General features: G+C 72.0%; 6 protein-coding genes. 3 read left to right on the top strand and 3 right to left on the bottom strand.

From position 1 onward, the window contains the following. Positions 1-1,593, top strand: a 1,593-nt coding sequence (locus tag WA805_RS22525) for an ATP-binding protein (RefSeq protein WP_425243326.1), incomplete at its 5' end; no start/stop codon positions are given. A gap of 20 nt (positions 1,594-1,613) precedes the next feature. Then, positions 1,614-2,006: a roadblock/LC7 domain-containing protein gene (locus WA805_RS22520; RefSeq protein ID WP_422340760.1), complete on the top strand. Its 393-nt coding sequence runs from the start codon at positions 1,614-1,616 to the stop codon at positions 2,004-2,006. On the opposite strand, the gene WA805_RS22515 is transcribed toward WA805_RS22520, so the two are convergent. The 3 genes from WA805_RS22515 to WA805_RS22505 are packed head-to-tail and all read right to left on the bottom strand — an operon-like array spanning position 2,003 to position 3,799. Then, complete coding sequence (locus tag WA805_RS22515; protein ID WP_425243325.1) at positions 2,003-2,635, bottom strand: class I SAM-dependent methyltransferase; 633 nt, start codon at positions 2,633-2,635, stop codon at positions 2,003-2,005. The genes WA805_RS22520 and WA805_RS22515 overlap by 4 nt on opposite strands. A 34-nt stretch (positions 2,636-2,669) precedes the next feature. Then, positions 2,670-3,248: an AAA family ATPase gene (locus WA805_RS22510; RefSeq protein WP_422340759.1), complete on the bottom strand. Its 579-nt coding sequence runs from the start codon at positions 3,246-3,248 to the stop codon at positions 2,670-2,672. A gap of 32 nt (positions 3,249-3,280) precedes the next feature. Next, positions 3,281-3,799, bottom strand: a complete 519-nt coding sequence (locus tag WA805_RS22505; protein WP_425243324.1) for a GNAT family N-acetyltransferase — start codon at positions 3,797-3,799, stop codon at positions 3,281-3,283. 166 nt (positions 3,800-3,965) lie between these two features. Here WA805_RS22505 and WA805_RS22500 point away from each other — a divergent pair, with 166 nt between their 5' ends. Next, a complete protein-coding gene (locus WA805_RS22500; RefSeq protein ID WP_422289829.1) occupies positions 3,966-4,376 on the top strand; it encodes a cupin domain-containing protein in 411 nt (136 codons plus the stop codon). Positions 4,377-4,548: the final 172 nt, after the last annotated feature.

Raw genomic sequence — 4,548 nt, 5'->3', positions numbered from 1 at the left:
ATCGGCCAGGTGGCCCGCGCGTTCGACCAGGTGCACGCGGAAGCGGTCCGGCTGGCGGGCAACGAGGCGGTGCTGCGCACCAGCTTCAACGCGATGTTCGTGAACCTGTCCCGCCGCAGCCAGTCGCTGATCGAGCGCCTGGCACGGATGATCGACTCCCTGGAGCAGAACGAGGACGACCCCGACCGGCTGTCCAACCTGTTCTCCATGGACCACCTGGTCACCCGCATGCGCCGCAACTCGGAAAACCTGCTGCTGCTGGCCGGTCACGAGAGCCCGCGCAAGTGGACGGAGCCGGTGCCGCTGGCGGACGTCACCCGCGCCGCGACCTCCGAGATCGAGCAGTACGCCCGCGTGGTGCTGAACGTGCAGCCCGGGGTGGCCGTGATCGGCCCGGCGGTGTCCGACGTCGTGCACCTGCTCGCCGAGCTCATCGAGAACGCCACGATCTTCTCGCCGAAGGACAGCCCGGTGCAGGTATCGGCCCAGGAGCTGACCAGCGGCGGCGTGCTGATCGAGGTCACCGACAGGGGCATCGGCGTTTCTGAGTCCCGGCTGGCCGAGATGAACTGGCGGCTGGACAACCCGCCGGTGATGGACGTGTCGGTGTCCAGGCACATGGGCCTGTTCGCCGTCGCCCGGCTGGCCGAACGGCACCGGATCAGGATCCGGCTGCGCCCCGCCAGCCCGCAGGGGCTGACGGCCCTGGTGTGGCTCCCCGATACGGTCATCGAGCGGTCGGCGCGCACCTTCACCGGCACCGGGTCCTGGCAGCCGCCTGTCACGCAGAGCGGCGGCTTCCTCCAGCCCAAGCGCGCCTCAGGAGTGCACAGCATCGCCGGAACCGCCGCGACCCAGCGCAGCTCCGGCAAGCACGGCCTCGTGCGGGCCGAAGACTCCACGGCCACGCAGAGCGGTATCACCGTGCCTGAGCACACCAGCACGGCGACGTCGAACTGGTTCCGCAGCCGGCACACAGTGCTGGGCGCCCAGTCGCGGATGCCGGTCAACGGCGGCGGCAACGGGAATGGCGCTGACTACGGCAACGGCAACGCCGCTGACTACGGCAACGGCGCCGACTATGGGAACGGCGCTGACTACGGCAACGGCGCTGACTACGGCAACAGCGGACCCGCCGTCGGCACGCCGTCCGGCGCTCCCGGGCAGCAGCAGTCCGGCGGCTGGGGTGCGGACTCCGGCGCGGGCTGGGGGTCATCCGACACCGGCGGCTGGGGCGCGGCCGACACCGGCAGCTGGAGCACCGGCGGCCGCCGTCCCGCGGACATCGTCGCGGACCCGGCCCAGGGCGACCAGACGTCGGCGGGCCTGCCGCTGCGCGTCCCGAAGGCGAACCTCATCCCAGGGTCAGCGCCCGGCGCTCGCAACGGCGGCACCGCGCCCGGTGCCGCCGCACCCGGCGGCGGCACCGGCTTGCCCAGCCGGCTAGGAAACAGCACCGAGGCGCACTCGCTGTCGGCCCCGCTGCCGCAGCGGTCACCTGACATGGCTCGCAGCCGACTGACCGGGTTCCAGCGTGGCGCCCGCCGTGCCGAAAGCCAGCCGCCCCGCGCAGGAGAGGGAACCGACCGTTGAGCTACGTGTACCGTCAGGACTTGAACTGGCTGGTCAGCGATTTTTCGATCCGCGTGGCGGACGTGGCGCACGCGGCTGTGGTATCCGCCGACGGTGTGCCGCTCGCTCTCTCGGACGACATCCCCGAGGCCTTCGCTGAACAGCTCGCGGCCATCACCTCTGGCCTCGCCAGCCTCATGCAGGGTGCCGCGCGCATCTTCGAGGCTGGCCAGCCGACGCAGGCGCTGGTGGAGATGATGGGCGGGCTGATGCTGATCAAGTCGGTCAGCGACGGGTCGAGCCTGTGCGTCCTCGCCGCACCGGAATGCGATACCGACCTGGTCTCCTACGAAATGAGCCGGCTCGTCGAGGCGGTCGGCGAGGTGCTGTCCCCGGCGCTGCGCACCGGCGCCCAGCAGCCGCAGCCGTACTAACCGAGGCGGTAGACGGTCACCGTCTTGACCGGCTTGTCCTCGAGGACGGCCAGGACCGGGACCTCGTAGCTGGCGAGCGAGGTCAGCGCGCTGGCGGGGAGGAACGCCCGGCCCGGGTCGGCGATGAAGACCTCGGCGCCCGACCGGGCCGCACCGCGCAGGAACCGCAGCGCGAGCTCTGCGAACTCGCGCTGGTAGAAGACGTCCGCGGCGAGGACAACCTGCGCGCCGGACGGGTCACCAGCGGCGAGATCGAGGTCGAGGACGCGGGCCGCAACGGCCGCCGCGCCGTTCGCGTGGGCGTTGATCCCAATCGCGGCCACCGCGTTCGGGTCGACGTCGCAGGCGGTAACGCTGGCCGCGCCCGCCTTGGCGGCGGCGATCGCGACCAGTCCTGAGCCGGAGGCGGCGTCGAGCACGCGGTGCCCGCGCACGATTTCCGGGTGGTCGAGGACGTAGCGCGCCAGCGCCTGGCCGCCCGCCCACGGGAACGCCCAGAACGGCGGGGCGTCCCGCTCGGTCAGGTCCCACAGTCCGAAAGGCTCGGCGGCGGTCAGCAGCCTGATCTCCGGTACGAACGGAACCGCCGCCCAGCTCGTGCCCGACCGCACAAGCGCCTCAGGCGTCATCACCCGAGCATACGGCGCCGCACCGCCTGGGGCCTTAACCGTCCAGTCGGCGCCGGATCCAGGCCGCGATCTGCGCGGCTGTCTCGTCGGGTGTCAGCGCGCTGGTGTCGTAGCACGGCTGGATGTGCGTGCGGAGCCACGCGGCGAAACGCTGGTGCTCCGCGATCACGGTCTCCGACGAGCTGTGCCGCCAGGACGGGCGGGCGCGGAGCCGTGCCGCCAGCACGTCGTCGGGGCAGTCGAGGTCGCAGAAGTGAATCGGGCCGAGCAGCTTGCGCGCCGGGACCGCGTCGAGCTGGTCGGGCAGCAGGGAGCCGCACAGCACCATCACCCGGCCGTTCAGCGCCTCTCCGTGGGCCAGCCGCAGCCAGGTGTCGCGCCAGGTCTCCCAGCCCAGCGCCGCGACCTGCAAGGTGAGGTCGGCCTCGAAGACGGCGCAGTCCGGCAGCAGGCGGCGCAGCGGCCCGGTGACCGTGGTCTTGCCGGCCCCGCTCGCCCCGGTCACCACGAACAGCGGCAGCGCGGGGACACGCTCTTCGGCGCCGCACCGCGCACAGCGCAGCACCGGCGCCAGGGGATCCCGGTCTAGGGCCGCGGCGGGACCGCACGTCATGCAGAAGACCTCGTCCGGTGGCCGCGGCGTCGTCATGTCCGGTCGAACGGCTCGGGATAGGTGAACGTCCCGCGCGTCTCCGGCCGGTAGGCGCTCAGCACGCGCACCTGGAAGTGCGGCTGCCACTGCGGCCGGGGCGGCGTGATCCCGTACTCGTCGCTGGGCCGGAACCCGAAGCGGCGGTAGTAGGCCGGAGAGCCGAGCAGCGCGACCAGGGGCTCACCGAGCGCGTCCCCGGCGCCGAGCACTGCGTGCATGAGAGCGCTCCCGACACCCCGCCGCTGAGTATCAGGGCGGACCGACAGCGGCCCGAGCGCCAGCACCGGCGCCTGCCCGACGTGCCCGCGCGTGCAGACCACATGCCCCATCACCTCACCGGCCCCGTCGACCGCCACCAGGGACAACGCCGGCAGCCACGCGCCGTCGGCGCGCAGCTCATCCACCAGCGTCGCCTCCGCAGGCAAGCCAGCCGCGCCCGGCGCGCCGAACGCGGCGGCGGTCACCGCGCGGATGGCCGCGACGTCCCCGGCGGCCTCACGGCGTATCAGCACGACCCCACGATGTCCGGTCCGGGGCTCACGCCACAACCGGTTTTCCGCGGCACCAGCGGTCGCGACACGGAATATCGTCGCGCGCCACATGGCCTTGAGGGACGCGCGCGTTTAGCGTTGCTTGAGTGGAGAGCCAGCCGTGGCCACCCCGGGAAGGACGGACTAGATGGAGCATGTGCGGGGACGTCAGGACGGCCAGCCGACTCGCGCCGGGGACGCGGGGACGTTCAGCGGGCGGGTAATGATGGACGGGCTGCTCGCCGACGGCGATGGGGATGCCACCAACGTCCGGGTGAACAGCGTCGTCTTCGAGCCGGGCGGACGCACCTTCTGGCACTCGCACGCCGGCGGCCAGGTGCTGATCGTCGGCACCGGCCGCGGCATGATCGAGACCAGGGACGGTGACCGGTCCGCGCTGCATCCCGGGGACATCGTCTGGGCCGCGCCTGGCGAAGAGCACTGGCACGGCGCGGCGCCCGACTCGTTCGTGGCGCACACGGCGATCTCGCTCGGCGTTACGCAGTGGCTGGAGGAGGTCGCTGGCGACCGCTACAAGAACGCGTTCGAGGACAAGTGACCGGCGGCGACGCGCGCGAGGTGCTAGCGGTCCGGTACTGCAACCGGACGACGACCCGCGCGGAGAACTTCCTCAACCACCACCTGTACGGTGAGCCGGACGCGGACATCGAGATGGACTACTACTTCTGGGTCGTCCGCGACGGAGCGGGAACCATCCTCGTCGACACCGG

Origin of the sequence: Trebonia sp. (genome assembly GCF_049794275.1) — a bacterium.
In the GTDB taxonomy this organism is placed as follows: domain Bacteria; phylum Actinomycetota; class Actinomycetes; order Streptosporangiales; family Streptosporangiaceae; genus Trebonia.
The sequence above is the reverse complement of the archived record's forward strand: the minus strand, read 5'-3'. Positions and strand labels throughout refer to the sequence as shown.

Excerpts from the sequence above, each read along its gene's own strand:
- WA805_RS22515 (WP_425243325.1), bottom strand. The coding sequence starts at position 2,635 with ATGACGCCTGAGGCGCTTGTGCGGTCGGGCACGAGCTGGGCGGCGGTT.
- WA805_RS22510 (WP_422340759.1), bottom strand. The coding sequence starts at position 3,248 with ATGACGTGCGGTCCCGCCGCGGCCCTAGACCGGGATCCCCTGGCGCCG.
- WA805_RS22500 (WP_422289829.1), top strand. The coding sequence starts at position 3,966 with ATGGAGCATGTGCGGGGACGTCAGGACGGCCAGCCGACTCGCGCCGGG.